This is a genomic window from Streptomyces sp. NPDC036822 (assembly GCF_055609145.1).
The window spans coordinates 333,564-357,038 of record NZ_JBVJPY010000007.1 but is presented as its reverse complement, the minus strand read 5'-3'; the positions used below and the strand labels follow the sequence as shown (position 1 = coordinate 357,038).

Sequence of the window (23,475 nt, the reverse complement as noted above, 5' to 3'; positions counted from 1 at the left end):
GCGACCATCGCCTTCGACGCGTCCGCGTCCAGGCAGCGCACCGGATCGGCGTCCAGCCTCTCGACGTCCCCCGGCTTCGGGTAGACGCCGTACGGAGCCTTCGCCGCGGCCAGCTCGACCACGTGCGAGACGATCTCGATGCCGGCGGCCTCCTTGAGGAAGGAGCGGGCGACGGCGCCGAGGGCGACGCGGGCCGCGGTCTCCCGGGCGCTGGCGCGCTCCAGGATCGGCCGGGCCTCGTCGAAGCCGTACTTCTGCATGCCGGCCAGGTCCGCGTGGCCCGGCCGCGGCCGGGTCAGCGGCGCGTTCCGGCCGGTCTCCTTCAGCTCCGCCGGGTCGACCGGGTCGGCCGACATGACCTTTTCCCACTTCGGCCACTCGGTGTTCCCGATCATGACGGCCAGCGGGGAGCCGAGGGAGAGCCCGTGGCGGACCCCGCCGAGGAAGGTGATCTCGTCCTGCTCGAACTTCATCCGGGCGCCGCGCCCATAGCCGAGGCGCCGCCGCGCGAGGTGCTCCGCCACCAGCTCCGTGGTGACCGGGACGCCGGCGGGAAGGCCCTCCAGCGTCGCGACCAGCGCGGGTCCGTGGGATTCCCCAGCGGTCAGCCAACGCAACCTGCTCAACGATGCTCCTCATGCTCGCGCCTGGCACTGCGACGGCGCGACCGGGTGCGCGGCCTGGCCCGCCGTACCCGATCCTTTCACGTCCCGACGGCCCCACAGGCCTCCGGTCCAGCTATCGGACGCCCGTCTCATCGGCGAAGACGCTTTCCCGCCATCCCCGACGGCGGGACGGCGCCGTGCGGCCGGGCGGACCGGCCCGGAATCTATCGGGCGGCCAGCGCCTGTTCACCCGCGGCCCGCATCGCGGCCAGCGGCGCCGACGGGACGCCCGTCATCTGCTCGACCTGGAGGACGGCCTGGTGGACCAGGAGGTCGAGGCCGCCGACCACCTTGCCGCCCCGCTCCGACCAGGCCGCGGCGAGGGCGGTCGGCCACGGGTCGTACAGGACGTCGAAGAGCGTGCCGGCCACGGTGGGGACGGCCGCGGCCAGGGCGTCGGTGGTGCCGGCCGGGGTGGTCGCGACGACCAGCGGTGCGGAGAAGGCCTGGTCGGCGTCGTCCCAGGCCGCGGTGCGGACGTCCACGCCGAGCCGCTCGCCCCAGCCGCGCATCTCGTCCGCGCGCGCCTCGCTGCGGACGTACGCCGTCACGGGGCCGCCGCAGATCCTGGCGAGGGCGGCCAGGGCCGAGGAGGCGGTGGCGCCCGCACCGAGGATCGCCGCGGACTCGACCTTCTCGACGCCCCGCTCCCGCAGGGCCGCGATCATGCCGGGGATGTCGGTGTTGTCGCCGATGCGGCGGCCGTCCTCGGTGAGGACGACCGTGTTCACGGCCTCGACCGAGGCCGCCGTGTCACTGATCCCGTCGAGCAGCGGGATGATCGCCCGCTTCAGCGGCATGGTCAGCGACAGACCCGCCCAGGACGCGTCCAGGCCGGCGACGAAGCCGGGGAGTCCGGCCTCGTCCACCTCGAAGCGGTCGTACGACCAGTCCCCGAGCCCCAGCGCGGCGTACGCCGCCCGGTGGAGCACCGGAGAGAGCGAGTGGGCGATCGGCGAGCCGAGGACGGCCGCCCGTCGCGTCGCGGACATCAGTCACTCCCGGAGGCGTTGAACTTCTCGACGAGCCGGTCGTGCTCGGCGAGCGTCTTGGCGAACTCGGTCTTGCTCATGCCGTCGGTCGCGACGAAGTACATCCAGCCGTCCTTCGTCGGATTCAGGGCGGCCACCAGCGCCTCGGCTCCCGGGTTGCCGATGGGCCCGGGTGTCAGGCCCTTCTGCTTGTACGTGTTGTACGGGTCCGGGTTGCTGTTGATCTCGTCGCGGCCGATCTTGATCTTGCTCTGGCCCATCAGGTAGTTGTACGACGAGTCGAACTGGAGGAGCTGGTAGGTCTCCTTGTTCTCCGGGCTGAGCCGGTTGTAGATGACCTCGGCCATCTTGGTGAAGTCGTCGTGCGTCTTGCCCTCGGCCTGGACCAGGCTCGCGACCGTGACGAGTTCCCACGGGCCCTTGAGTCCGAGCGCCCTGGACTTGGCTTCCAGGTCGAGCTTCCCGTACTCCTGGTTGGCGCGGGCCACCATCTTGCGCAGGACGTCCTCGGGCTTGTTGCCCTTGGCGACCGGGTAGCTCGCGGGGAAGAGGAAGCCCTCCAGCGGGTCCTTGACGTCCTTGTGGTTCTTGGCCCAGTCGGGCAGTCCGAGGTCGTCCGCCTTGGCCTTGGCGATGTCCTTGGTCGTGCCCGCCGCGAGGTCGAGGCGCTTGTCGATCTGGTCGTAGACCCAGGTGTTGCGCCTGCCCTCGGGAATGACGAAGTTGGCCTGGCTCGCCGGGCTGAGCAGCAGGGCGACGGCGCTCTCCGCCGACATCTCCTTCTTCAGCGTGTAGACGCCGGCCTGGATCGACAGACCCTTGGGGTTCTTCTGCTGCGCCGAGACGAAGGCGTCGACGCTCTTGACGACACCCGCCTTCTTGAGGATGTTGCCGATGTCGTAGCCGCCGGAGCCCCGGGGGATCTCGATCTGCACCGAGCCGCTGCCCGTGCCGGCGAAGTCGGGTGAGGCGCCGAACTGGCCCTGCCAGAACTGGTAGCCGAAGTAGCCGACGCCGCCGACACCGCCCGCGAGGACGAGGGCGACGACCAGGCAGGCGATGCCGTTCTTGCCCTTCCGGCCCTTGTCGCTCTTTCCTCCCTTGCCACGCCGGTCGCGACCGCCTCGGGAGGAGCGGCCGCCGGCCGCCTCCTCGTCGTCCTCGGGGTCGTCGTCACCGGCGAAGAAGGGATGCTTCTCCTCTTCCTGGGCCTCCGCGTCCCAGTCCGTCACCGGCTCCGGGGGGCCCTGGCGCCGGCCCGGGGGCTGCGGCGGCGGGTACGCCTCGGGGGTGCGGTAGAGGTCGGGGTCCTGACCGCCGTACGGATCGGCGGGAGTGGAGCCGTACGGCATGGCCGCCTGACCGGTCTCCCAGTTCGCGTCGTACTGCTGTGCGGGATACCCGGGCGTGTCGTACCCCTGCGACTGGCCGCCGTAGGTCTGATCGACATACTGCTGATCGTTGTACTGCTGAGGCGCCTGGGGGTGCTGCGGCTGCTCCTGGTGGTACGGCTGCTGGTACTGGGGGTCGTAGTACTGGCCGTCCTGGCCTCCGCCCTGTACGCCCTGCCCCTGCCCGTAAGGGTCCTGGTGGCCGTACTGCGCCTGCTGCGGGTACTGCTGCTGGCCTTCCCACCCCTGGTCCCCGTACAGCGGGTCCGTGGGGTGCCACGGTTCGGAGCCGGGGCTCCGGCCATACTCAGTCATCGATCCCCAAAACAGCCGCGAGGCGCCCGGACGGTCCGCCCCTCGTAGTGCGGCAGCTGTTCGAACACCGCCGCATCGCGCGGAACGTTACCGTATCGCGATCAGATGACCACTTCGACGCCCTCGCCGGGCGGATTACCTGATACCCGTTCGGACTCGAGAGCGTTCTGAAGGATGATCACAGCGGCGGCCTGATCGATGACGGACCGCCCCTTCTTCGCGTTCACGCCGGAGGCCCGCAGTCCCTGCGTCGCGCTCACGGTGGTCATCCGCTCGTCGACCAGGCGCACCGGCACGGGGGCGATCCCCCGCGCGAGCTCCTGGGCGAAGCGGCGGACCTTGGCCGCGGCCGGCCCCTCGCCCCCGGAGAGGGAGCGAGGCAGGCCGACCACGATCTCGATGGGTTCGTACTCCTCGACGATCAGACGCAGCCGGCGGTGGGCGGCCGGGACGTCACGTCCCGGCACGGTCTCCACCGGCGTGGCGAGGACCCCGTCGGGGTCGCACGAGGCGACCCCGATCCGGGCGTCCCCGACATCGATCGCGAGACGACGGCCGCGTCGCATCAGGCGGTTTCCCCGACCATGCGCTCGACGGCGTCGATGGCGTCACCGATGGCCTGCGGGTTCTGGCCGCCGCCCTGGGCGACGTCCGGCTTGCCGCCGCCGCCGCCACCGAGGGTCTTGGCGGCCGTACGGACCAGCTCGCCGGCCTTGAGGCCGCGCTCACGGGCCGCCTCGTTGGTGGCGATGACCGTCAGCGGGCGTCCGTTGGCCGTGGTGAACAGGGCCACGACCGCCGGGCGGTCGCCGGGGATGCGGCCGCGGACGTCGAGCACCAGCCGGCGCAGGTCGTCGGCGGAGGTGCCGTCGGGGACCTGGCCGGTGACCAGGGCGACGCCCCGGACGTCCTTGGCACCGGCGACGAGACCGGCGGCGGCCTGCAGGACCTTCTCCGCGCGGAACTTCTCGATCTCCTTCTCGGCGTCCTTCAGCTTGCCGAGCATGGCGGAGATCTTCTCCGGCAGCTCGTCGGAGCGGCCCTTGACCAGCTCCTGCAGCTGGGCGACGACCGTGTGCTCCTTGGCCAGGAAGTTGTACGCGTCGACGCCGACGAGGGCCTCGACACGACGCACGCCGCTGCCGATCGAGGACTCGCCGAGCAGCTTCACCAGACCCAGCTGGGCGGTGTTGTGGACGTGCGTACCGCCGCAGAGCTCCTTGGAGAAGTCGCCGATGGTCACCACGCGGACCCGCTCGCCGTACTTCTCCCCGAACTCGGCGATGGCGCCCTGCCGCTTGGCCTCGTCGATGGACATGACCTCGGCGTGGACGTCGAGTTCCCGGGCGAGGACCTCGTTGATCTTCTGCTCGACGTCCGTCAGGACGGTCCCGGGCACGGCGTTCGGCGAGCCGAAGTCGAAGCGGAAGCGGCCCGGGGAGTTCTCCGAACCGGCCTGGGCGGCCGTCGGGCCCAGGGCGTCGCGCAGCGCCTGGTGGGTGAGGTGGGTGGCGCTGTGGGCGCGGGCGATGGCCCGGCGGCGCCGGATGTCGATGGTGGCGTAGGCCGTGGATCCGACCGTCACCTCGCCGACCTGCACCGAGCCCTTGTGCACGGAGACACCCGGGACCGGCTGCTGTACGTCGCGGACCTCGATGACGGCACCGCTGTGCAGCCGGATGCGGCCCTGGTCGGCGAGCTGGCCGCCGCCTTCGGCGTAGAACGGCGTGCGGTCGAGGACGACCTCGACGTCGTCGCCCTCGGTGGCGGCGGGCGACGGCACTCCGTTGACCAGCAGACCGACGACCGTGGTCTCGCCCTCGGTGTTGGTGTAGCCGGTGAACTCGGTGGTGCCGTTGGTGTCGGCGATCTCGCGGTAGGCGGTGACGTCGGCGTGGCCGGTCTTCTTGGCCTTGGCGTCGGCCTTGGCGCGCTCGCGCTGCTCCTGCATCAGGCGGCGGAACCCGGCCTCGTCCACGGAGAGGCCCTGTTCGGCGGCCATCTCCAGGGTGAGGTCGATCGGGAAGCCCCAGGTGTCGTGGAGCAGGAACGCCTTGTCGCCGGCGAGGACGGTGCCGCCGACGGCCTTGGTCTCCGTGACGGCGGTGTCGAGGATGTTGGTGCCGCCCTTGAGGGCCTTGAGGAACGCGGCCTCCTCGGCGAGGGCGACGGTCTCGACGCGCTTGCGGTCGGTGACCAGCTCCGGGTACTGCTCGCCCATCGTGTCGATCACGACGTCGACGAGGTCCCGCACGACCGGCCCGGTGGCGCCCAGCAGACGCATGTTGCGGACGGCACGGCGCATGATGCGGCGCAGGACGTAGCCGCGACCCTCGTTGCCCGGGGTGACGCCGTCACCGATCAGCATCACGGACGTCCGCATGTGGTCGGCCACCACGCGCAGCGAGACGTCGCTGTCGTGGCTCTTGCCGTAGGCGACGCCGGTGAGCTGCGTGGCCTTGTCGATGACGACCTTGAGGGTGTCGGTCTCGTACATGTTCTGCACGCCCTGGAGGATCATCGCCAGGCGCTCGAGACCGAGGCCGGTGTCGATGTTCTTCGAGGGGAGGTCACCGAGGATCTCGAAGTCCTCCTTGGAGGTGCCCTCGCCGCGCTCGTACTGCATGAAGACCAGGTTCCAGATCTCCACGTAGCGCTCGTCGTTGACGGCCGGGCCGCCTTCGACGCCGAAGTCCGGACCGCGGTCGTAGTTGATCTCGGAACAGGGGCCGCAGGGGCCGGGGACGCCCATCGACCAGTAGTTGTCCTTCTTGCCGAGGCGCTGGATGCGCTCGGCCGGGACGCCGACGACGTCGCGCCAGATCTGCTCGGCCTCGTCGTCCTCCTGGTAGACGGTGATCCAGAGCTTCTCCGGGTCGAGGCCGTAGCCGCCGTGCTCCACCGAGGTGGTCAGCAGCTCCCAGGCCAGCTTGATGGCGCCTTCCTTGAAGTAGTCGCCGAAGGAGAAGTTGCCGCACATCTGGAAGAACGTGCCGTGGCGGGTGGTCTTGCCGACCTCTTCGATGTCCGGCGTCCGCACGCACTTCTGCACGCTGGAGGCGCGCGCGAACGGCGGCTTCACCTCACCCAGGAAGTAGGGCTTGAAGGGCACCATGCCGGCGGGGACGAGCAGCAGAGTCGGGTCGTCCGCGATGAGCGACGCCGAAGGGACGACGGTGTGACCGCGCTCCTCGAAGAAGCTCAGCCAGCGGCGGCGGATTTCAGCCGACTCCATCAGTGGTCCTCATTCCGGTTGTACGGGATCGTGGGGTGGGGATACGTGTTCGTGCTCGGGCGCGCCGTCGGCGCGGTGGGATCGAGCGCGGCCCTGCGGCGCGGCCCGGGGAGTTCGTGGTCCGCCGGTGCCTCGATGCCGAGCGCCTCGCCCAGTTCGGCCTCCCGCTGGACCATGCCCGCCCTGACGTCGAGGGCGAAGTCCTTGAGGCGGTGCCCGGTCTCGATCGCCTTGTTCGCGGCCTGCGCGGCGAGGCTCTCGGGGGTGAGCTGCTTGAGCTTCCGGTTGACCTTGGTGGTGGCCCACACGCCGGCTGCGGCGCCGGCGGTGAACCAGAACGTACGGCGGAACATCGGGGCTCAGCCTTTCTGCTTCCGGCGCCTCGCGGACGGCACGGTGCGGCCGACGATCACGGTACGGCGCGAGCGGCCCTCCGGCGCCGGGGGCGCGTCGTCACGGCCGCGGCCGAGCGCCCTGCGCACGCCGTAGCCGAAGGCCGCGACCTTGACCAGCGGGCCACCGAAGGTGGAGGCGACGGTCGTGGAGAGTGCCGAGGCGTTGGAGGTGACCTCCTGGACGTCCGAGGCGATCGCGTCGACCCGGTCGAGCTGGGTCTGCGCCGACCGGACGGTCGCCGAGGCGTCGGCGAGCAACGGGACGGCCTGCTCGGTCACGTCCGCCACGAGCTTGGTGGTGGCCTTGAGCGTCTGCGCCAGTCTCACCAGCACCACGGCGAGGAAGGAGACGAGGATCGCCCAGAACACGGCCACCAGAATCCCGGCAACCTCTCCACCGGTCACTCCGCACCGCTCTCTGCTGTCGTTGGGCCCTTGCGAAAAGTCGTTCTCCGACCCTATCGCGCCCGCGGTCTTTCCCCGTACCGGATTCCCTGCCCCCGGGCGCGGACTCGCGCGATCCGATTGTACGGAGTGCGCCCGGATGGGTACGCTCCGTGTCCCATGCGAAGGAGCAATCTCCCGGCGGAGTTGAACCGGTTCGTCGGACGGACCGGCGAGCGGGACGAACTGGCCCGGCTCCTGCAGGAGTTCCGACTGGTCTGCGTCGTCGGGGTGGGGGGCGTCGGCAAGACCCGGCTGGCGCTGCGGACCGCGTCGACCGAGCAGAAACGCTACGCCGACGGGGTGTGGCTCGCCGAGCTGGCGGCGCTGCGCGACCCGGACCTGGTGGCCCACTCCCTCGTCGAGGCGCTGGGCCTGACCGACCACACCCTCCGCGCGCCGCGCGAGGTCCTGATCGAGCATCTGGCGGAGCGCCGGCTGCTGCTGGTCCTCGACGGTTTCGAGCACCTCGTCGAGGAATGCGCCCTGCTGGTACGGGAGTTGCTGCTGCGCTGTCCCGGCCTGAGCGTCCTCGCGGCGGGCCGCCGTCCGCTGCGGCTCGACGGGGAGGCGGTCCTCGCCCTGGCGCCGATGGACGACGCCGACGCGGTGGCGCTCTTCGAGGAGCGGGCCGCGGCCTCGGCCGGCGCGGTGCCGGCCCGGGGCGGGCCGGACGACGCCTCCGCCGTGCGGCGGCTGTGCCGGCGGCTCGACGGGATTCCGCTGGCCCTGGAGCTGGCGGCCGCCAGGATCCCGCTGCTCACGGTGGAGCAGGTGCTGCACCGGCTCGACGACCGTTTCCGGCTGCTCACGGACGGGACGCGCGGCTCGCTGCCGCGCCACCGGACGCTGCGCACGGCGATCGGCTGGAGCCACGAGCTGTGCACCCCCGAGGAGCGGCTGCTCTGGGCACGGCTCTCGGTCTTCGCCGGGCCCTTCGACCTGGAGGCGGTGGAGTACGTCTGCGGCGGCCCCGAACTCGCCCCGGAGCGGGTCATGGACGCCCTGGGCGGTCTGCTCGCCCAGTCGCTGCTCACCCGCGAGGACGGACCGGCGGGCCCGCGCTACCGGATGCTGGACACGGTCGCCGCGTACGGGGCGGAGTGGCTGGCGGCCCTCGACGACACCGAGCGCATGCGGCGGCGGCATCGCGACTGGTACATGGGGCTCGCCACCTGGTGCGAGCTGGAGTGGTTCAGTCCGCGGCAGGCCGAGGTGGCGGCGAGCACGGAGGCGGCGCTGCCCAATCTGCGGGCGGCCCTCGAACTGTGCCTGGAACTGCCGGGCGAGGCGCATCTGGCCCGGCACCTGGCGGGAACGCTCTGGTTCTGCTGGGTGGGGTGCGGGCGCCTGTCGGAGGGCCGGCACTGGCTGGACCGGGCGCTGGCGCTCGGCCCGGAGCGCTCGGAGCCGCCCGGCGCCGGGCTGAAGGCGCTGTGGGTGCTCGGATACGTGGCGGTCCTGCAGGGGGACGGCACGGCGGCGGTGGCGGCGCTGCACGAGTGCGGCGAGCGGGCCCGGCGTACGGGCGACGCGCTGGCGGAGGCGTACGCCACCCACCGGATGGGCTGCCTGGCGCTCCTCTCGGACGACATGGTCCGTGCCGAGGAGCTGATCGGCACGGCTCTGGAGGCGTACCGGAGGCTGGGCGAGCTGAACAGCAGTGTGCTGATGGCGCAGGTCGAGCTGGCGATGGCACGGGTCTTCCAGGGTGATCTGGAGGGCGCGGTCGCGCTGTGCGCCGAGGTCCGGGAGATCTGCGAGGAGCGCGGGGAGCGCTGGACCCGGGCGTACGCGCTCTATGTGCTGGCGTACGCGGCCTGGACCCGGGGCGCCCACGGCGAGGCGCGGAAGCTGCTCGCCGAGTGCGTCACCATCAACCACGCCTTCCACGACCTGGTGGGGCTGGTCCTCGCCCTCGAACTGCTGGCGCTGGTGACGGCGGGCGAGGGCGATCCCGAGGAGGCGGCGGTGCTGCAGGGGGCGACCCTGCCGGTGTGGGACTCGGTGGGGCTGCGGCTGTTCGGGTCGGGGGCGTTCGGCGGGCCGCGGGCGCTGTGCGAGCGGCAGGCCGGCGAACTGCTGGGCCCTGAGCGCTACGGAGCGTCCGTACGGGAGGGCCGGGGGCTGTCGCTCGAGGCGACGGTGGCCCGGGCGCTCGCCGAGCGCCGGCATCCGGGGTCGGGGCCGGCCCCGGCGGAAAAGTCCGCCCGTCCGCAGCGCCGGAGCCTCCCGGGAATGCGGAAGCCCGCCGACTCCCCCACCCGGAAGGGCGGGGAAGCGGCGGGCTGAGAACCGCGGAGTGCGCGGTACGACGACCGCTGGATCAGCGGGCGTAGTACTCGACGACCAGCTGCTCGTCGCAGATGACCGGGATTTCCTTGCGGTTCGGGTCACGGTCGAGGCGGAAGGCCAGGGCCTTCAGGTTGACCTGCAGGTAGCGCGGGGTCTCACCGTCGGCGGCGAAGCCACCCTCGCGGGCCACCTGGAACAGGGGCTTCTCGCGGGAGCGCTCGCGGACCATCACGACGTCGTCGGGACGGACGCGGAACGACGGCTTGTCGACCTTGGTGCCGTTGACCTGGATGTGACCGTGCACGACCATCTGGCGGGCCTGGTAGATGGTGCGGGCGATGCCCGAACGCAGGACCAGGGCGTCGAGGCGACGCTCGAGCTCGACGACCAGCGCCTCGCCCGTCTTGCCCTCGGCCTTCTTGGCACGGTCGTAGGCGCGCGCCATCTGGCGCTCGCTGATGTCGTACTGGGCGCGCAGACGCTGCTTCTCGAGCAGACGGACCTTGTAGTCCGAGTTCTGCTTGCGGCCACGGCCGTGCTCGCCCGGCGGGTAGGGGCGGGCCTCGAAGTACTTGACGGCCTTGGGGGTCAGCGCGATGCCGAGGGCACGCGACTTCTTGACCTTGGGACGGGACTGGTTCGGCATGAACCAACCTCTCTATCTGTACGAATACGGCTTCACCAGGGTTAGAGGAGGTCGCATCCGCAGCCGGGGAAACCCGCGCGGTCCGTGAGGACCGACCGGGCAGCCGCTCCCTGGTCTGGGCACTACGTGCAGCACACGAACGGCCCATCGCCTGGTCCCGGGATTCCGGGGAGGTGATGGGTTGCCCGCGACACCTTCGAAGGTGCGCGACACTCCTGGAGACTCACTCGAGGCGGGCCTCCGGCTGCCTGTCCCGTTCTGGTGGCGCCGACCGAAGCCGGACACGGGACGCAGCACTCCGCACGAGTGTACCGGGTCGGCCGGGGCGCCGTGCACGCGCCCGGGGCCCGCCGTCAGGCGTCGCCGCGCAGCCGCTCCCGCACCTTCTCCACCACGTCCGCGTACCGCGCCTCGGCGCCGTATCTCGTCGGTTCGTAGTAGCGCTTGCCGTGGACCGCGTCCGGGGCGTACTGCTGGGCCGCGATGCCGCCGGGGACGTCGTGCGGGTAGACGTATCCCTGGGCATGGCCCAGTTTGGCCGCGCCCTTGTAGTGGCCGTCGCGCAGATGGGCGGGGACCGCACCCGCCAGGCCGTTACGCACGTCCGCCTGGGCCGCGGAGATCGCCAGGGTCGCGGCGTTCGACTTCGGGGCCAGGGCGAGGGCGATCGTGGCGTGCGACAGGGTCAGCGCGGCCTCGGGGAAACCGATCATGGCGACGGCCTGGGCGGCCGCCACGGCCGTCGGAAGGGCGGTCGGATCGGCGAGCCCGATGTCCTCACTCGCCGAGATCATCAGGCGCCGCGCGATGAACCGGGGGTCCTCCCCCGCCTCGATCATGCGCGCCAGATAGTGCAGGGCCGCGTCCACGTCGGAGCCCCGGATCGACTTGATCAGCGCGCTCGCCACGTCGTAGTGCTGGTCGCCGTCCCGGTCGTACGTCACCGCGGCGCGGTCGACGGTCTCCTCGACCGTCTGGAGGGTGATCTCCGGCTCGCCCTTGGCGAGGGCCGCGCCGGCCGCCGCCTCCAGGGCGGTCAGCGCCCGGCGCGCGTCGCCTCCGGCGATCCGCAGCAGGTGCGCCTCGGCGTCCTCGGGCAGCGTGACCGCGCCGCCGAGTCCCCGGTCCTCGGTCAGGGCCCGCTTCAGCAGAGCGCGAAGGTCGTCGTCGGTGAGCGATTCGAGGGTGAGGAGCAGCGAGCGGGAGAGCAGCGGGGAGATGATCGAGAAGTACGGGTTCTCCGTCGTCGCCGCGATCAGCGTTACCCAGCGGTTCTCCACGGCGGGGAGCAGCGAGTCCTGCTGGGCCTTGGAGAAGCGGTGGATCTCGTCGAGGAAGAGGACGGTCTCCTTGCCGTAGCCCCCGGCCGCGCGGCGGGCCCCCTCGATGACCGCCCGGACCTCCTTGACGCCCGCGGTGATGGCGGACAGCTCCACGAAGCGCTTGTTGGTCGCCTTGGAGACGACGTACGCGAGGGTGGTCTTGCCGATGCCGGGAGGGCCCCAGAGGATGACCGAGGAGGCGCCGGCGGGGCCTCCGCCGCCCTCGCCCACGAGCCGGCGCAGCGGGGACCCCGGCTTCAGCAGATGCTGCTGGCCGAGGACCTCGTCGAGGACGCGCGGGCGCATCCGGACGGCCAGGGGGCTGCTGGACGGGTCCTTCTCCTGGCGTTCTTCGGCGGCTGCGGTAAAGAGGTCGGGCTCCACGTCATGAAGCCTAGGTCACGCCACCGACAACGCCGCCGGGACGGTCGCCGTCCGCCGGTCTCAGCCGGTCCAGAAGTCCCACCAGCGGGTCAGGATCAGCATGCCGATGATCCCGATGTGCAGGACGGGCAGGACCCAGGTGAACTCGTCGAAGAAGGTCCGCAGGGCGCCGGGGGCCGGGATGACGCCGTGGCGGACGTTGTGCGAGGTCACGTACCAGAACATGACGATGGTGGCGACCCAGGCCAGGCAGCACCACAGGCAGAGGCTGTTGATCTCGTACAGCGACTGGTACATCAGCCAGGTGCAGAACCCGACGCCGAACAGGGTGCCGGCGTTCAGGCCGAGCCAGTACCAGCGGCGGTAGCGGGCGCCTGCCAGGAGGGCGAGGCCGATCGCGACGACCATGGCGTAGGTGACCAGGCCCAGCAGGGGGTTGGGGAAGCCGAAGACCGACGCCTGCTCGCTCTTCATGATGTTGCCGCAGGAGACGATCGGGTTGAGGCTGCACCCCGGGGTGAAGTTCGGGTCCTCGAGCAGCTTGAACTTGTCGATCGTGATGACCCAGGCGGCGAGCACCCCGGCCGCGCCCGTGATCACCAGCATCCAGGCGAAGGCGCGGCTCGCGCCGATCGTGCCGCCGTCGCGCTCCACCGCTGCTGTCGTCATATCGCCGTTTCCGTCGTTCGCTGGGCTCTGGGCAAGGTCATTCTGCCGCACGCGGCCCCGCACACGCCGTTCGGTGGACATAAGGACGAACGGACCGTACGCACGCGAGAGGGGCCCGGCCGCTCTCCGGCGGCCCGGGCCCCTCGTCGCGCACGTCGGCGGATCAGGCCAGCTTCGCCTGGAGGTGCGCGATCACCTTGTCGAGGGCGACCGGATCCTGCTCGCCGGACTCCATGTCCTTGAGCTGCACGACGCCCTCCGCCAGGTCCCGCTCGCCGGCCACGAGGGCGTACCGGGCACCGGACCGGTTGGCGTTCTTCATGTGGCTCTTCAGGCCCTTCGCGCCGTAGCCGAAGTCGGTGGCGACGCCCGCCTTGCGCAGCTCGGTGACGAGACCGAACAGGACGCGGCGCGCCTCCTCGCCCAGCGGGACGGCGAAGACGCTGGTGGCCGGCGGGATGTCCAGCTCGATGCCCTCGGCCTCCAGGGCCAGGACGGTGCGGTCCACGCCGAGGGCCCAGCCCACGGACGGGAGCGCGGGGCCGCCGATCATCTCGGAGAGGCCGTCGTAGCGACCGCCGCCGCCCACCGCGGACTGCGAGCCGAGGCCGTCGTGGACGAACTCGAAGGTCGTCCGGGTGTAGTAGTCGAGGCCGCGGACGAGCTTCTCGTCGTCCTCGAAGACCACGCCGGCGGCCGTGAGCAGCTCCCGCACCTCGGAGTGGTACGCCTTGCAGGCGTCACAGAGGTGGTCGGCGAGCGAGGGCGCGCCGACCAGCTGCTTCTGGACGTCGGCCCGCTTGTCGTCGAGCACGCGCAGCGGGTTGATCTCGATGCGGCGGCGGGTCTCCTCGTCGAGGTCGAGGCCGCGCAGGAAGCCCTGGAGCGCCTCGCGGTAGACGGGGCGGCACTCCTTGTCGCCGAGCGAGTTCAGCAGGATGCGGAAGTTCCGCAGTCCGAGCGAGCGGTACGCCTGGTCGGCGAGGATGATCAGCTCGGCGTCGAGCGCGGGGTCCTCGGCTCCGATGGCCTCGGCGCCGACCTGCGAGAAGTGGCGGTAGCGGCCCTTCTGCGGGCGCTCGTAGCGGTAGTACGAGCCGGAGTACCAGAGCTTGACCGGCAGGCCGCCGGCCTTGTGCATGTTGGCCTCGAGGGCCGCGCGCAGCACGGAGGCGGTGCCCTCGGGGCGCAGCGCGAGGTTGGCTCCGCCCTTCGTGGTGAGGGTGTACATCTCCTTGGTCACGATGTCGGTGGACTCGCCGACACCGCGGGCGAAGAGGTCGACGTCCTCGAATCCGGGGGTCTCCACATAGCCGTAGCCGGACTTCCGCAGCGGGCCGGAGATGGCGTCGCGGACGGCCAGGTACGTGGCGGAGTACGGCGGGATGAGGTCGAAGGTGCCCTTGGGGGCCTTGAAAGTGCTCACGTGGATCTCGTCACATTCCTCGTCGGGGAGCCTGCGCGCTGCCGCGTTCCGCGCGGCCGATGGCCATGTCCCGCAGGTACGGGTTGGTGGCGCGCTCCTGGCCGATGGTCGTCTGGGGACCGTGTCCCGACAGCACCACGGTCGAGTTGTCGAGCGGCAGGCACACGCGGGCCAGCGATTCGAGCATCTCGTCCATGTCACCGCCGGGCAGGTCGGTGCGTCCGATGGAGCCGGCGAAGAGCAGATCCCCGGAGAAGAACACGGACGGGATGTCCGCGGCCGGGGGCATCCGGAAGGTCACCGACCCCTTGGTATGACCGGGCGCGTGCGCGACGGAGAACTCGAGTCCGGCGAGGTCCAGCTTCGCGCCGTCGGCGAGTTCGTGCACGTCGTCCGGCTCGCCCACGGTCAGCTCGCCCATGAGGGGCATCCCGACGGAGCGGCCGAGGGCCTTCTCCGGGTCGCTCATCATGTACCGGTCGGCGGGGTGGATCCACGCGGGTACGTCATGGGCGCCGCAGACGGGGACGACGGAGGCGACGTGGTCGATGTGGCCATGGGTGAGGACCACCGCGACGGGCTTGAGCCGATGCTTCTTGAGCGTCTCCTCGACTCCCTGGGCGGCCTGGTGGCCGGGGTCGATGATCACGCACTCCTCGCCTGCGGCGGGGGCGACCAGGTAGCAGTTGGTCCCCCAGGCCCCGGCGGGGAACCCGGCAATCAGCACGATCGTCCTTAATTGTCGTCCGGCACAGGGATGCGACGGGTGGAAGTGGCAGATCAGAGCCTACCGGCGCTGCGTATTCCACAGCCAACCCGTATACGGTACGGGCACATCCGGCCAGGACTGGAACAGACGACCTACAAGGAGCAGACCCGGTGGTCAGCAGCGATCAGCGGCGGCGGCAGCTCGCCCGGGAGAAGTACGTGCGCCAGCAGCAGCGGCGCCTGGCGCAGCAGAAGGCGCGGCGCCGCAACACCGTCATCGCGGCCGCCCTCGCCGTGGTGCTGGCCGCCGGCGGCGCGGTGTACGCCTCGGTCGCGCTGAGCGACGGGGAGAAGAAGGGCAGCGACGCCGCGGCTCCGGGCGACACCACCCCGACGCCCTCGCAGAGCGAGTCGAAGGCGCCGGAGCCGGCCATGGCCATCGAGAAGAAGGGCACGTACACGATGGCCCTGAACACGAACCAGGGCAACGTCCGCATCACGATGGACGCGGCGAAGACCCCGCGGACGGTGAACTCCTTCAAGCACCTCGCGGACAAGAAGTACTTCGACGGTACGAAGTGCCACCGCCTCACCACCGAGGGCATCTTCGTCCTCCAGTGCGGCGACCCGAAGGGCGACGGCACGGGCGGCCCGGGCTACAACATCCCGGACGAGAACCTGACCGCGCTGGGCAAGGCGGGCGCGGACGGCTCGGTGACGTTCCCGGCCGGAACCGTCGCCATGGCCAACACCGGCCAGCCGGGCTCCGGCGGCAGCCAGTTCTTCCTGGTCTACAAGGACACCAAGCTGCCCCCGACCTACACCCCCTTCGGCACGATGGACGCGGCCGGCCTGAAGGCCGTCGAGGAGGTCGCGAAGAGCGGCGTCGAGGGCGGTGCCAAGGACGGTGCTCCCAAGAAGGCCGTCACCATCGCGAAGGCCACCGTCACCAAGGAGTGACGCGGGAAGAGCAGGAGGCGCGAGCCGAGGCGTGACCGTTCAATTTCGGTCGCGCTGAGTGCGGACAGCCGGGCGACCGGTCGCCTAGATTGGCGTTGTGCAGGGCGGGCGCTGCCCGCCCCCGGAAACTGTGGACGATGCCCAGGGGGCACAACCCCCTCGTCGGCATCATGTGGAGGAGGCGCTGTGAGCAGCGACCCGTGGGGCCGCGTCGACGAGACGGGCACCGTGTACGTGCGTACTGCCGAGGGCGAGAAGGTCGTCGGATCGTGGCAGGCCGGTACTCCCGAGGAGGCACTGGCCTACTTCGAGCGCAAGTACGAGGGCTTGGTTGTCGAGATCGGCCTCCTCGAGAAGCGGGTGAGGACGACCGACCTCTCGGCCAAGGACGCGACGGCGGCGATCGATCACATCCGCAAGCAGGTGGACGAGCATCACGTCGTGGGCGACCTCGCCGCACTGAGCACGCGGCTCGACAAGCTGGTCGAGACGGTGGAGTCGCGCCGCGAGGAGCGCAAGGTCCAGAAGGCCAAGCAGACCGACGAGGCGCGCGGCGCCAAGGAGGCTCTGGTCAAGGAGGCCGAGGAGCTGGCGCAGAGCGAGCAGTGGCGCTCGGCCGGTGAGCGGCTGCGGGCGCTCGTGGACACCTGGAAGGGCCTGCCGAGGCTCGACCGGAAGTCCGACGACGAGCTGTGGCACCGCTTCTCGCACGCCCGCTCGGCGTTCTCCAAGCGCCGCAAGGCGCACTTCGCCTCGCTGGACGCGCAGCGCGAGGAGGCCCGCAAGGCCAAGGAGAAGCTGGTCGCGGAGGCCGAGTCGCTGTCGAACTCCACCGACTGGGGTGGGACGGCCGCGCGGTACCGCGAGCTGATGACGGAGTGGAAGGCGGCGGGCCGCGCCCAGCGCGAGCACGAGGACGACCTGTGGAACCGCTTCCGCGGCGCCCAGGACGTGTTCTTCGCGGCGCGCGGCGAGGTCTTCGCCGAGCGGGACGCGGAGCAGACCGAGAACCTCAAGCTGAAGGAGGAGCTCGCCGCCGAGGCCGAGAAGCTGGTGCCGGTGACGGACCTGAAGGCGGCCCGCGCCGCCTTCCGCTCCCTCAACGAGCGCTGGGAGGCCATCGGCCACGTGCCGCGCGACGCCCGCCCGAAGGTCGAGGGCCGGATGCACGCGGTGGAGCGGGCGATCGGCGAGGCCGAGGAGTCGGAGTGGCGCCGGACGAACCCGGAGGCACGCGCACGTGCCGCGGGTCTGACCGGTCAGCTGCAGGACGCGGTCGACAAGCTGCAGAAGCAGATCGACGCGGCCCGCGCGTCGGGCAACGACGCCAGGGCCGACAAGCTGGCGCGTGAGCTGGAGGGCCGCCAGGCCCTGCTCGACCAGGCTCTGAAGGGCCTGCACGAGTTCGGCGGCTGAGCCGGCTCCTGCCGCGTACGGACACGCGAAAGGGCCCCGGCACCCTCACGGGTGGCGGGGCCCTTTCCCGTATGCCGGAGGGTCCCCGTCAGGGCCTGCGGGCCGAGGTGACCCGGTAGACGTCGTAGACGCCCTCCACGCCCCGTACGGCCTTCAGGACGTGTCCGAGGTGCTTGGGGTCGCCCATCTCGAAGGTGAAGCGCGAGGTGGCCACCCGGTCCCGGGAGGTCTGGACGGCCGCCGAGAGGATGTTGACGTGCTGGTCCGACAGGACCCGCGTCACGTCCGACAGGAGCCGGGAGCGGTCCAGGGCCTCGACCTGGATGGCGACCAGGAACACCGAGGACTGGGTGGGCGCCCACTCGACCTCGAGGATGCGCTCCGGCTCACGGGAGAGCGAGTCGACGTTGAGGCAGTCGCTGCGGTGCACCGACACCCCGCTGCCCCGGGTGACGAAGCCGATGATCGGGTCGCCGGGGACGGGCGTGCAGCAGCGGGCCAGCTTGACCCAGACGTCGTCGACGCCCTTGACCACCACACCGGGGTCGGCGCTGGAGCGGCGCTTGGCCCGGCCGCGCGAGGGCGGGGCGGTCTCGACGAGGTCCTCGTTGGCGGCCTCCTCGCCGCCGAGGGCCTGGACGAGCTTCTGCACGATGGACTGCGCGGTGACATGGCCTTCGCCGATCGCCGCGTACAGCGAGGAGATGTCGCTGTAGCGCATCTCGTGGGCGAGGGTGACGAGCGAGTCGCCGGTCAGGATGCGCTGGATCGGCAGGTTCTGCTTGCGCATGGCCCGCGCGATGGCGTCCTTGCCCTGCTCGATCGCCTCGTCCCGGCGCTCCTTGGAGAACCAGGCGCGGATCTTGTTGCGGGCCCGCGGCGACTTGACGAAGCCGAGCCAGTCGCGGGACGGTCCCGCGCCCGCCGCCTTGGAGGTGAAGACCTCGACCAGGTCGCCGTTGTCCAGCGTCGATTCGAGCGGTACGAGCCGCCCGTTGACCCGCGCGCCTATGGTGCGGTGGCCGACCTCGGTGTGGACGGCGTAGGAGAAGTCGACGGGGGTCGCCCCGGCGGGCAGTGCTATGACGTCGCCCTTGGGGGTGAAGACGAAGACCTCGTTGCGGGAGAGGTCGAAGCGCAGGGACTCCAGGAACTCGCTGGGGTCCTCGGTCTCCTTCTGCCAGTCCAGCAGCTGGCGCAGCCACGCCATGTCGTTGAGGTGGTCGTCCTTGCCGGTCTTCTTCGGCATGTCGGCGCGCACCTTGGAGGCACCGGCGACGGCCTCCTGCTTGTACTTCCAGTGCGCGGCGATGCCGTACTCGGCCCGGCGGTGCATGTCGAACGTACGGATCTGCAGCTCGACGGGCTTGCCGTTGGGCCCGATGACCGTCGTGTGGAGCGACTGGTACATGTTGAACTTCGGCATCGCGATGTAGTCCTTGAACCGGCCGGGGACCGGGTTCCATCGCGCGTGGACGGTGCCGAGTGCGGCGTAGCAGTCGCGGACGGTGTCGACGAGGACACGGATGCCGACCAGGTCGTAGATCTCCGCGAAGTCACGGCCGCGGACGATCATCTTCTGGTAGACGCTGTAGTAGTGCTTGGGCCGGCCGGTGACGGTGGCCTTGATGCGGGCGGCGCGCAGGTCCGACTGCACCTCGTCGGTCACTATCGCGAGGTACTCGTCGCGCTTGGGGGCGCGCTCGGCGACGAGGCGGACGATCTCGTCGTACATCTTGGGGTAGAGGATCGCGAAGGCGAGGTCCTCGAGCTCCCACTTGATGGTGTTCATGCCCAGGCGGTGGGCCAGGGGCGCGTAGATCTCGAGGGTCTCGCGGGCCTTCTTCTCCTGCTTCTCCCGCTTGAGATAGCGCATGGTGCGCATGTTGTGCAGCCGGTCGGCGAGCTTGATGACCAGGACGCGGGGGTCCTTGGCCATGGCGACGACCATCTTGCGGACGGTCTCGGCCTGCGCGGCCTCGCCGAACTTGACCTTGTCCAGCTTGGTGACGCCGTCGACGAGCAGGGCGACCTGGTCGCCGAAGTCCCGGCGCAGCGTGTCCAGGCCGTACTCGGTGTCCTCGACGGTGTCGTGCAGCAGACCGGCCATCAGCGTCGCCGGGTCCATGCCCAGCTCGGCGAGGATGGTGGTGACGGCGAGCGGGTGCGTGATGTACGGGTCGCCGCTCTTGCGCTTCTGGCCGCGGTGCCAGCGCTCGGCGACCTGGTAGGCCCGCTCGACCTGGCGGAGCGTCGCCGTCTCGATCTTGGGGTCGTTGGAGCGGACGATCCGCAGCAGCGGCTCCAGGACCGGGTTGTACGGGGAGGAGCGCTGGACGCCCAGGCGGGCGAGGCGGGCGCGCACGCGGTTGGACGAGCCGCCGGAGCGGGCCGGAGCGGGGGGCACGGGCCGGGACGCGGACGGCGGGGCCGGTGCCGGGGCCACGGGCGAGGGGCTGCTCTCCGCGGGCTCGGGCTGGGGCGTGGCGGGGCCCGCCGCGGCCTTGTCGGCCTGCTGGTCGGGCTGCGCTGCGGAGAGTGGCTGGGCCTCGTCTGGCAAGAGCGCTCCTCGTGCGGTACCGGGTCCCCCGGACAGGCCCGGAAAGCCCATGGTATCGAGCCGGGAGCCGCGGTGCTCACGCGTGGGGCGGGTGCGGGCACCGCCACCCCCGGCGGGGGTCCCTTTCCGGGACATACCGGGAAAACAGGCGGGGCGCTCCGGGGATTCCCCCGGAGCGCCCCGCTCCGTACACGTCCACGGCGTCAGACCGTGATCAGCGCCTCCAGAGGAGCGCCGCGCAGGGCGGGCTCCAGCCGGGCACGCCCGGCGAGGAAGCCGAGCTCCATGAGGACCGCGACACCCGCGACCTCGGCCCCGGCCCGCCGGATGAGCTCCAGCGCGGCCTCGGCGGTGCCACCGGTGGCGAGCACGTCGTCGATGACCATGACCCGGTCACCGGGCAGGAGGTCCTCGGCGTGCACCTCGATCTCGGCGGTGCCGTACTCCAGCTCGTACGCCTGCTTCAGCGTGGCGCCGGGCAGCTTGCCGGCCTTGCGGACCGGGATGAAGCCCAGGCCCGCGCGGACCGCGACCGGCGCGGCGAGGATGAAGCCGCGTGCCTCCAGACCGACGACCTTCGTCGCGCCGTGCGTGGTGCACAGCGTAGCGAGGGTGTCGGTGAGCGCGGTGAACGCCTCCGGGTCCGCGAGCAGCGGGGTGATGTCCTTGAACAGCACGCCCGGCTTCGGGTAGTCGGGGACGTCCCTGATCCGGCTGAGGAGCAGACCGGTGGTGTCCGGGGCCTGCGCGGTCATCCGCGGCGCTCCGTGGGGCGGCCGCGGCGCGAACGCTGTCCGACGACGGCGGTCTCCGCCACGTCCTCGAAGCCGTCGTGGCCGTGGCCCTCCTCGGTGGCGTCGTCCGCCTCCAGGGACTCGCCCTTGGCTGCCGCGGCGGCCCGCTTGGCGATGATCCGCTTCTTCAGCGCCTTGATCGACGGCTCGCGCTCCTTGAGGTCGGCGACGAGCGGCGTGGCGATGAAGATCGAGGAGTACGCACCGGCGGCGAGGCCGACGAAGAGCGACAGCGAGATGTCGTTCAGCATGCCGGCGCCGAGGACGCCGCCACCGATGAAGAGCAGACCGGCGACCGGCAGCAGCGCGACGACGGTGGTGTTGATCGAACGGACCAGGGTGCCGTTGATCGAGCGGTTGGCGATCTCGCTGTAGGTCCACCGCGTCTGCTTGGTGATCCCCTTCGTGCCCTCCTTGAGGGAGTCGAAGACCACCACGGTGTCGTAGAGCGAGTAACCGAGGATGGTCAGCAGACCGATCACCGTACCGACCGTGACCTCGAAGCCCACGAGTGAGTAGATGCCGACGGTGATCGTGATGTCGTGGATCAGCGCGATCAGCGCGGCGACGGCCATGCGCCACTCGAAGGCGATGGCCAGATAGATCACCACCAGGATCATGAAGACCGCGAGTCCGGTCCACGCCTTGGTGGCGATCTGTTCGCCCCAGCTGGGTCCGACCAGCTCGGCGGCGATCTTCTCCTCGGCGACGCCCATGTCCTGGGCCAGCTCCGTGCGGACCTTGTCGGACTGCGCGGTGTCGAGGCCGCCGACCTGGATACGCATGGAGCCGTTGCCGAGCTCCTGGACGATCGCGTCGTGGCCGGAGGCCTCTTCCGCGTACTCCTGCACCTGCGAGACCGAGGCGGACGCCTTCGGGGTGGTGAAGACGGCACCGCCCTGGAACTCGATGCCCATGTTCAGGCCCCGCACCGCCAGGCCGACGATGGCCGTGATGGTGATGAGGATGGACAGGCCGTACCAGATCTTGCGGTTGCCGATGAAGTCGTAACCGACCTCACCTCGGTGGAGCCGGGCGCCGAGAGTGCCGAGCTTCGACATCTCACGCCTCCTTCGGGTCGGTGGGGGCGGAGACACGGCGGGAACGTCGCAGCGGAGGCTTGGCGCCGAGCCGCTTCGGGTCCAAGCCGGACCATGCGTGGCCCTCGCCGAAGAACTTGGTGCGCGCGAGGAGCGTCATGACCGGCTTGGTGAAGAGGAACACCACGACCACGTCGAGCAGGGTGGTCAGGCCGAGCGTGAACGCGAAGCCCTGGACCTTGCCGACGGTCACGAGGAACAGCACGGCGGCGGCGAGGAACGACACGAAGTCGGAGACCAGGATCGTGCGACGGGCACGGGGCCAGGCACGCTCCACGGCCGGGCGCAGCGAGCGGCCCTCGCGGATCTCGTCACGGATGCGTTCGAAGTAGACGATGAACGAGTCCGCGGTGATACCGATGGCCACGATCGCGCCACAGACGGCCGGCAGGTTCAGCGCGAAGCCGATGGCCGGGCCGAGCAGGGCCATGATCACGTACGTCAGGATCGCCGAGGCCAGAAGGCTGAGCAGGGCGATGAGCGACAGGCCGCGGTAGTAGACCACGAGGTAGATGACGACCAGGGCCAGGCCGATCGCACCGGCGATCAGACCGGCCTCCAGCTGGTCACCACCGAGCGCGGCGGTCACGGTCGTGACGCTCTGGGTGTCGAAGGAGAGCGGGAGCGCGCCGTACGACAGGATGTTGCCCAGGTCCTGCGCGGACTTCTGGGTGAAGCTGCCGGAGATCTCGGCGTTGGCGCTCAGCGCGGTGCGCACCGACGGGGCCGAGACGACCTCGCCGTCCAGGACGATCGCGAACTGGTTCTGCGGCTCCTGCTGCGTCGACAGCTTGCTGGTGATCTTCTGGAACTTCTTGGAGCCACTGTCCGTGAACTCCATGTTGACGATCCACATGCCGCGCTGCTGGTCGAAGACGCCCTGGGCCTCGTCGACGTCCTTGCCGTCCACCTCGGCGGGGCCGAGGATGTACTTCTCCCACTGCCCGATGGAGTTCTTGCCGCAGGCGACGATGGTGTCGGCCGGCTTGGTGTTCTTGTTGGCGGCGCTGCGCTGCTTGGCGTCGAGGCAGTTCAGTGCGGTGAACTTCTTCTCGAGCGCGGAGGTCGCGGCGTCCGGCGTCTGCGACGGCTGCGGCGTCGCGGCCGGGTCGGGCTTGCCGGAGGCGGAGCCGCTCGGCGTCGGGGTCGGGCTCGGGGCCTTGAGGGCCTCGGAGACCGCGCGGCCCTGGGTGGAGGCACTCGACGACGGGGTGGCCGTCTTCTCGTCCTTCTTGCCCTCGTCCTTGCCCTTGTCCGCCGTCGACCCGGAGGCCGTGGGCTTGGGAGCGGTGGTCGACGGGCTGGGGTTCGGCGCCGGCTGCTCGGAGGGCGCGTAGGTCAGGACCGGCCGGAAGTAGAGCTGGGCGGTGGTACCGACCTGCTCACGCGCGTCCTTCTCGTCGACACCCTTGGGGATGTTGACGATGATGTTCTCGCGGCCCTGCGTCTGGACCTCGGCCTCGGAGACACCCAGACCGTTGACACGACGCTCGATGATGCCGACCGCGGTGTTCATGTTGGTCTCGTTGACGGCGTCTTCCTTGCCGGGCTCGGCCTCGGCCTTCAGCGTGATCGAGGTTCCGCCCGCCAGGTCGATGCCCAGACGCGGCGTGGTGTGACCCGACCAGAACATACCGCCCGTGAGCGCGACCATGGCGATCAGGATCAGTGCCAGGGCACGCCCCGGCCTCCCCTGTCCCCCCGCCGGCCTTCGGCCCTTCTTCGGTGCTGCCACCTTGTCGTTTCTCCCTGTCCAAC

General features: G+C 70.8%; 19 protein-coding genes. 3 read left to right on the top strand and 16 right to left on the bottom strand.

Annotation, left to right across the window (positions count from 1 at the left end; all coding sequences use genetic code 11):
* The 7 genes from aroC to ACZ68P_RS19670 form a co-directional block, all read right to left on the bottom strand.
* A partial coding sequence (gene aroC, locus ACZ68P_RS19700; protein WP_471007714.1) for a chorismate synthase occupies positions 1-626 on the bottom strand: 626 nt, incomplete at its 3' end.
* A 203-nt stretch (positions 627-829) separates the two neighbouring features.
* Positions 830-1,657 carry a shikimate dehydrogenase gene (locus ACZ68P_RS19695; protein ID WP_471007713.1) on the bottom strand — a complete coding sequence of 276 codons (828 nt, stop codon included), beginning with the start codon at positions 1,655-1,657 and terminating at the stop codon, positions 830-832.
* Positions 1,657-3,363, bottom strand: coding sequence for an endolytic transglycosylase MltG (mltG, locus tag ACZ68P_RS19690; protein ID WP_471007712.1), 1,707 nt, complete (start codon positions 3,361-3,363; stop codon positions 1,657-1,659). The genes ACZ68P_RS19695 and mltG overlap by 1 nt, the downstream gene beginning before the upstream one ends.
* A gap of 101 nt (positions 3,364-3,464) precedes the next feature.
* Complete coding sequence (gene ruvX, locus ACZ68P_RS19685) at positions 3,465-3,929, bottom strand: Holliday junction resolvase RuvX (protein WP_365721206.1); 465 nt, start codon at positions 3,927-3,929, stop codon at positions 3,465-3,467.
* Positions 3,929-6,598 (bottom strand): alanine--tRNA ligase, encoded by a 2,670-nt coding sequence (gene alaS / locus ACZ68P_RS19680; RefSeq protein ID WP_471007711.1) that lies wholly within the window; start codon positions 6,596-6,598, stop codon positions 3,929-3,931. Before alaS ends, ruvX begins: the two co-directional genes overlap by 1 nt.
* On the bottom strand, positions 6,598-6,951 hold the full coding sequence (locus ACZ68P_RS19675) for a DUF6167 family protein (RefSeq protein ID WP_471007709.1): 354 nt from the start codon (positions 6,949-6,951) through the stop codon (positions 6,598-6,600). Before ACZ68P_RS19675 ends, alaS begins: the two co-directional genes overlap by 1 nt.
* A gap of 6 nt (positions 6,952-6,957) precedes the next feature.
* Entirely contained in the window at positions 6,958-7,398 is a 441-nt protein-coding gene (locus tag ACZ68P_RS19670; protein WP_365721212.1) for a DUF948 domain-containing protein, read from the bottom strand.
* A gap of 159 nt (positions 7,399-7,557) precedes the next feature.
* Here ACZ68P_RS19670 and ACZ68P_RS19665 point away from each other — a divergent pair, with 159 nt between their 5' ends.
* Entirely contained in the window at positions 7,558-9,729 is a 2,172-nt protein-coding gene (locus ACZ68P_RS19665; RefSeq protein WP_471007707.1) for an ATP-binding protein, read from the top strand.
* 34 nt (positions 9,730-9,763) lie between these two features.
* On the opposite strand, the gene rpsD is transcribed toward ACZ68P_RS19665, so the two are convergent.
* The 5 genes from rpsD to ACZ68P_RS19640 form a co-directional block, all read right to left on the bottom strand.
* Positions 9,764-10,378: a 30S ribosomal protein S4 gene (rpsD, locus tag ACZ68P_RS19660; RefSeq protein WP_365721216.1), complete on the bottom strand. Its 615-nt coding sequence runs from the start codon at positions 10,376-10,378 to the stop codon at positions 9,764-9,766.
* Positions 10,379-10,731: 353 nt separating this feature from the next.
* Positions 10,732-12,084, bottom strand: a complete 1,353-nt coding sequence (locus tag ACZ68P_RS19655; protein ID WP_471007706.1) for a replication-associated recombination protein A — start codon at positions 12,082-12,084, stop codon at positions 10,732-10,734.
* A gap of 60 nt (positions 12,085-12,144) precedes the next feature.
* Positions 12,145-12,753 carry a vitamin K epoxide reductase family protein gene (locus ACZ68P_RS19650; protein WP_365721220.1) on the bottom strand — a complete coding sequence of 203 codons (609 nt, stop codon included), beginning with the start codon at positions 12,751-12,753 and terminating at the stop codon, positions 12,145-12,147.
* A gap of 163 nt (positions 12,754-12,916) precedes the next feature.
* Complete coding sequence (gene hisS, locus ACZ68P_RS19645; RefSeq protein ID WP_471007704.1) at positions 12,917-14,179, bottom strand: histidine--tRNA ligase; 1,263 nt, start codon at positions 14,177-14,179, stop codon at positions 12,917-12,919.
* 10 nt (positions 14,180-14,189) lie between these two features.
* Positions 14,190-14,906, bottom strand: coding sequence for an MBL fold metallo-hydrolase (locus ACZ68P_RS19640; protein ID WP_471007703.1), 717 nt, complete (start codon positions 14,904-14,906; stop codon positions 14,190-14,192).
* 152 nt (positions 14,907-15,058) lie between these two features.
* Between ACZ68P_RS19640 and ACZ68P_RS19635 the strand changes: the two genes are divergently transcribed.
* Entirely contained in the window at positions 15,059-15,847 is a 789-nt protein-coding gene (locus ACZ68P_RS19635) for a peptidylprolyl isomerase (protein WP_471007701.1), read from the top strand.
* Between the two features lie 186 nt (positions 15,848-16,033).
* On the top strand, positions 16,034-17,263 hold the full coding sequence (locus tag ACZ68P_RS19630; RefSeq protein WP_471007698.1) for a DUF349 domain-containing protein: 1,230 nt from the start codon (positions 16,034-16,036) through the stop codon (positions 17,261-17,263).
* Positions 17,264-17,351: 88 nt separating this feature from the next.
* Here the strand turns inward: ACZ68P_RS19630 and ACZ68P_RS19625 are convergent, their stop codons facing one another.
* The 4 genes from ACZ68P_RS19625 to secD form a co-directional block, all read right to left on the bottom strand.
* Positions 17,352-19,823, bottom strand: a complete 2,472-nt coding sequence (locus tag ACZ68P_RS19625) for a RelA/SpoT family protein (protein WP_471007696.1) — start codon at positions 19,821-19,823, stop codon at positions 17,352-17,354.
* A 203-nt stretch (positions 19,824-20,026) separates the two neighbouring features.
* On the bottom strand, positions 20,027-20,578 hold the full coding sequence (locus ACZ68P_RS19620; RefSeq protein WP_471007694.1) for an adenine phosphoribosyltransferase: 552 nt from the start codon (positions 20,576-20,578) through the stop codon (positions 20,027-20,029).
* On the bottom strand, positions 20,575-21,678 hold the full coding sequence (secF, locus tag ACZ68P_RS19615) for a protein translocase subunit SecF (protein ID WP_471007692.1): 1,104 nt from the start codon (positions 21,676-21,678) through the stop codon (positions 20,575-20,577). Before secF ends, ACZ68P_RS19620 begins: the two co-directional genes overlap by 4 nt.
* 1 nt (position 21,679) lies before the next feature.
* A complete protein-coding gene (gene secD / locus ACZ68P_RS19610) occupies positions 21,680-23,452 on the bottom strand; it encodes a protein translocase subunit SecD (RefSeq protein WP_471007691.1) in 1,773 nt (590 codons plus the stop codon).
* Positions 23,453-23,475: the final 23 nt, after the last annotated feature.

Excerpts from the sequence above, each read along its gene's own strand:
- secF (WP_471007692.1), bottom strand. The coding sequence starts at position 21,678 with ATGTCGAAGCTCGGCACTCTCGGCGCCCGGCTCCACCGAGGTGAGGTC.
- mltG (WP_471007712.1), bottom strand. The coding sequence starts at position 3,363 with ATGACTGAGTATGGCCGGAGCCCCGGCTCCGAACCGTGGCACCCCACG.
- ACZ68P_RS19695 (WP_471007713.1), bottom strand. The coding sequence starts at position 1,657 with ATGTCCGCGACGCGACGGGCGGCCGTCCTCGGCTCGCCGATCGCCCAC.
- ACZ68P_RS19620 (WP_471007694.1), bottom strand. The coding sequence starts at position 20,578 with ATGACCGCGCAGGCCCCGGACACCACCGGTCTGCTCCTCAGCCGGATC.
- ACZ68P_RS19650 (WP_365721220.1), bottom strand. The coding sequence starts at position 12,753 with ATGACGACAGCAGCGGTGGAGCGCGACGGCGGCACGATCGGCGCGAGC.
- rpsD (WP_365721216.1), bottom strand. The coding sequence starts at position 10,378 with ATGCCGAACCAGTCCCGTCCCAAGGTCAAGAAGTCGCGTGCCCTCGGC.
- ACZ68P_RS19675 (WP_471007709.1), bottom strand. The coding sequence starts at position 6,951 with ATGTTCCGCCGTACGTTCTGGTTCACCGCCGGCGCCGCAGCCGGCGTG.
- alaS (WP_471007711.1), bottom strand. The coding sequence starts at position 6,598 with ATGGAGTCGGCTGAAATCCGCCGCCGCTGGCTGAGCTTCTTCGAGGAG.
- ACZ68P_RS19665 (WP_471007707.1), top strand. The coding sequence starts at position 7,558 with ATGCGAAGGAGCAATCTCCCGGCGGAGTTGAACCGGTTCGTCGGACGG.
- ruvX (WP_365721206.1), bottom strand. The coding sequence starts at position 3,929 with ATGCGACGCGGCCGTCGTCTCGCGATCGATGTCGGGGACGCCCGGATC.